4 protein-coding genes are annotated in these 4,314 nt (G+C 44.7%); 2 read left to right on the forward strand and 2 right to left on the reverse strand.

The window, feature by feature from the left end; genetic code table 11:
• Positions 1-28: 28 nt before the first annotated feature.
• The gene (locus tag WBV27_RS09705; protein WP_424201578.1) at positions 29-1,408 is read right to left on the reverse strand and encodes a TrkH family potassium uptake protein; all 1,380 of its coding nucleotides are present in this window, start codon (positions 1,406-1,408) and stop codon (positions 29-31) included.
• A gap of 247 nt (positions 1,409-1,655) precedes the next feature.
• Complete coding sequence (tnpB, locus tag WBV27_RS09710) at positions 1,656-2,735, reverse strand: IS200/IS605 family element RNA-guided endonuclease TnpB (protein ID WP_424201580.1); 1,080 nt, start codon at positions 2,733-2,735, stop codon at positions 1,656-1,658.
• Between the two features lie 371 nt (positions 2,736-3,106).
• Between tnpB and rlmH the strand changes: the two genes are divergently transcribed.
• Entirely contained in the window at positions 3,107-3,586 is a 480-nt protein-coding gene (gene rlmH / locus WBV27_RS09715; RefSeq protein WP_319468006.1) for a 23S rRNA (pseudouridine(1915)-N(3))-methyltransferase RlmH, read from the forward strand.
• A gap of 426 nt (positions 3,587-4,012) precedes the next feature.
• On the forward strand, positions 4,013-4,314 hold a 302-nt coding region (locus WBV27_RS09720), incomplete at its 3' end, for a MarR family winged helix-turn-helix transcriptional regulator (protein ID WP_424201582.1).

Raw genomic sequence — 4,314 nt, forward strand, 5'->3', positions numbered from 1 at the left:
TCATAATTTGATACGCTCCTCTTTGCTATTATCCGATTAGGATATTTCCTTTAGAAAATTCAACATCATGAACTTTTTGCGTGCTTCTGGCTAAACTATCCACCAAAGTAATCGGGCCTATGCGGCCGGCGAACATCAAAAACATAATGACTGCTTGACTCAGACGCCCCAAAGTAGGCGTCAGGTTTGCGCTGACTCCGACGGTCGCAAGTGCGGAAATGGATTCAAACAGAATATAGATGAAGTCGACTTCAGGGTTCAGGATACTTAGTAGGCTGGTGCCGAGAATCAAAGTTCCCAGAAGAGCCATGAAGATGACGAAGGCTTGACGAACCTGCTGAACGCTGATGGTATGGTTCGCGATGTTCACATTGCTTTGGCCCCGCAGCTCGTTATAGAGCAACAGCACAATGATGGCGAATGTAGTTGTCTTCAAACCACCGGCAGTACCGCCGGGAGATCCTCCGATGAACATCGTGATGATGAACCAGAACAAAGTGAAAGGATAGACCAGCGTGTAGTCGATAGTCGCAAAGCCTGCGGTACGCATCGTTACAGTCTGGAAATAGCCAGTCATCAGTTTTTGTGGGAGTGTGAAGGTACCAATCGAATCCGGATTATTGTATTCGATGGCGACAAAGAACAGCATACCCACCAAGATGACGATCCCAGTCACGCCCAACGCCAACCGGCTATGCAAGGACAAGCCGCGGAAGAAAATCCTTAGGCTAGGCCTGCACTTTTTACCAAGATAACATTTGACACTTTTCGATACGTCGAACCAGACCGAGAAACCGATACCGCCCAGGATGATAAGGGAAGTGATGGTGAAGTTCACCAAAGGGTCATGGACATACTCGATCAAGCTAATGTTCCCCATCGGATCGAATCCGGCATTACAGAATGCGGAAATCGAAAGGAAGAGGGAGGTGAACAGGCCGGATGCCCAGCCCAACTCCGGAACGAAGCGGAAAGACAGCAGGAGGAATCCAGTTCCTTCGATGACGGCTGTATATTTCAGGATGTCCGAAAGGTATTCCCTGAACCCGCGGGCATCGCCGCGGTTAATCCCTTCCTGGACGGCCAGCCGGTTGCGGAGACCCATGCGGCCCCTTAAGCGGGTAATGACAGAAGCGATCAGCGTCATCAATCCCAGTCCGCCGATCTGCATCAATACCATGCCGACAATCTGTCCAAAAACGGTGTAGGAATCATGGACGGACTCCGTAAACAATCCGGTCACGCACACCATGGACACAGACGTGAACAGGTTATCCAGATATGTCGCATTTGATGTGGGTAATTGGCTGATAGGCAATGTCAATAAAAGAGAGCCCGTAAAGATAACAAAGGCGAAGCTCGTTGCGATCTTTTGCGAAACAGACCAAGTCGAAAATTTCTTTAACACAATGGTTCAAATTCTCCTCTCAAATAGCATGCAGATAGGATTTGTAACTTCATTATAATGCTACTGCATGATTAAGCAACTCAAAAGCATAAGGGTATCGTGAACTACCCCCATTAAACCAATCCATATAGATTAGTTTAATGGGAGCTTCCTACGAACTCCTTCCTTGCCTGCATATGTCTTTGCAGACAGCGGGAATGGATATTGAGTAGGCTCGAAAGGCAGTCCCTGCCTCAGTGATTTTCTTTTACTTGGCCAAAGCCAAGAGGTTCTTGCTGGCATTGATGTCCCGGTCATGGGTTATGCCGCAGTTCGGACAGGTCCAATCACGGATGTGCAAAGCTTTCTTGCCGTCGCGGTGTCCGCAAGCGGAACAGATTTGGCTCGACGGATAGAACCTGTCTGCCTTGATGAGCGTTCGGCCTTTCCATTCCCCTTTGTATCCCAACTGTCGGCTGAATTCGTACCAACTGACGTCCCCAATCGCTTTCGCGAGTTTGTGGTTCTTCATCATATTCGAACTCCGCAGCGTCTCGATCACGATGACTTGGTTTTCGTTCGTGATTTGGTTGGAGAGTTTGTGCAGGAAGTCTTTGCGTTGGTTCGCAATCTTTTCGTGCTTTTTGGCCAGTACCAAGCGTGCTTTTTCCTGGTTTTTGCTCCTTTTTTGCTTGCGGGACAAGGCGCGTTGGGCTTTCTTGATTTTCTTTTCGGACCGATCTAGGCATTTTGGGTTCGCATATTTCACGGATTCGTCGGAATCATTTGTGGTGATGGCGAAGTCGGAAAGGCCTAGATCGATGCCAATTTTGTGTTCAGCCGGCAGCCATTCAGGCGTTTCCTGTTCCACCAAAATGGAAATGAAGTACTTGCCCGCCTTGTTCATGGAAATGGTGCAGGATTTGATCACTCCGTCAAAATCCCGGTGCTGTTTGATTGTGACGAATCCGATTTTCGGAAGTTTGATTTTTCCGTCTTCGATGCGGATGTTTCCGCTTTGGTTGTTGGTGGTGTAGGAAGCTTTTGATTTGTGTTTGGTTTTGAATTTCGGAAAACCGACGGATTTTTCCCGGAAGAAGTTTTTGTAGGCTTTTTCCAAGTTCAGCTGCGCATTGGCAAGTGCGAGGCTGTCCACGTCTTTTAAAAATAGGAACTCCTCTTTATACTGAGCGGGTGTGTTTTTAAGCATTTTCCCAGTCTTTTTGTAGTGATCGATTTTATCAGCTAGCATCTGATTGTAAATAAATCTAACCGAACCAAAATAGTTAGCAAAATAGGACTGCTGCTCTTTGTTTGGATAGAGTCGAAATTGGTAGGCTCTCAACATGCTTGTCCCCTCGTTTCTTACCCTAATTTACTACTCAAAGTACACAAAACGCAGAAAAGAAAAGCAACATTCACCGATAATTAACTGAAATTCATCTCACCACTTTAGCGGTTCTGGATAGTGGGTGACTTCATTCGAAATTAATCTTAAATCATTTACAGAAAAAAGCAACTGGTTTTCACGCCTTTTTCAGTCGAAAATTGCACTTTTCTTCATATTATAATAAGACTGTATAACCAGTTTGGTTAATAATAAGATAAACAGGAAATCCTAGCTACATTTTCGTCAACAATCTGTCAAACAAAAAGACGTTGCGAAATCGCCATTGTTCCCATAGGATAGTAGATGAGAAGAAAAAGGAGCGAAAAGGAATGAACATAAAAATCATAACGGTCGGAAAACTGAAGGAGAAATATCTGAAGGAGGGAATCGCCGAATACACGAAGCGGCTCGGCAGCTACTGCAAGCTGCAGATCATCGAAGTCGGGGACGAAAAAGCGCCCGAAAACCTGAGCGATAAAGAGATGGAAATGATCAAGGACAAAGAGGGAGAAAAGATCCTCGCAAAAATCCCGGAACAGAGCTACGTATTCGCGATGGCAATCCAGGGAAAACAGTACGATTCGGTGGAATTCGCCAACGAAATCGACAAACTCGGTACCTCCGGCAAAAGCGACATCGTCTTCATCATCGGCGGCTCGCTCGGCCTCAGCCAAGCCGTCCTGTCCCGCGCCAACCAACACATCTCCTTCGGCAAACTGACCTACCCGCACCAACTCATGCGCCTCGTGCTCGTCGAACAGATCTACCGCGCTTTCCGGATTATCCATGGGCATGCTTATCATAAATGAGGTCATTTTTTTTGAGGAGAATGTCGGTATGACGGTGTTTCTGAGTTGGGTGTGGAAATGACTTAAAAAAGAGAATAGAATCGAAAAATCGGAAAGCCCATGATGACGGGCTTTCCGATTTTTTTTGCCTTCCGGATCATCTAAGGCTTTAATATAAATCAAGGCGACTTTATAGCTATTAGACAACTGCTGAAGAAATTGTAAGGTTAAAGCTAAGTGATAAAGTGCCAACGAAATAGAGAAAAAGGAAAGCCTGTAGTGGACTTTTCTACATGTGTCGATAAACCAAAGCGCCTGTTAGTCCAGTAAAATCCCACCTCTACTTATCCCAGATTCAATATAGTTGCATATGCACATAGTTTGTGATACTCTATTTAAGTACCTGCATTTGCACTTATTTTGTATGAAGAGAAGGGAAGGTGAATTATGAAGGGATATGATTACAATAAATCAATAGGGCTTAAAGTAGTAACACTTTCCCGATTGATTGGATTTGGTTTGAATAAAAGATTTAGAGAGCTTAATTGTCCACTTACATTCGAGCAGTGGAAAATTATGACTGCTCTTAATTACCAAGAAGGAATCTCACAAAATCAATTAGCTGAAATAGTAGAAAAAGATTACACGACAGTTTCCAAAATAGTTAACAATTTAATTAAGAAAAATATGCTTCGACGGACAACTGATGTGGATGACAAGAGAACCTACAATGTTTTCCTAACTAAAGA

This window comes from Trichococcus sp., assembly GCF_049589555.1.
GTDB lineage: Bacteria > Bacillota > Bacilli > Lactobacillales > Aerococcaceae > Trichococcus.

What these genes read in the sequence shown, in the direction of transcription:
- tnpB (WP_424201580.1), bottom strand. Translation starts at nt 2,735, where the DNA reads ATGTTGAGAGCCTACCAATTTCGACTCTATCCAAACAAAGAGCAGCAG.
- rlmH (WP_319468006.1), top strand. Translation starts at nt 3,107, where the DNA reads ATGAACATAAAAATCATAACGGTCGGAAAACTGAAGGAGAAATATCTG.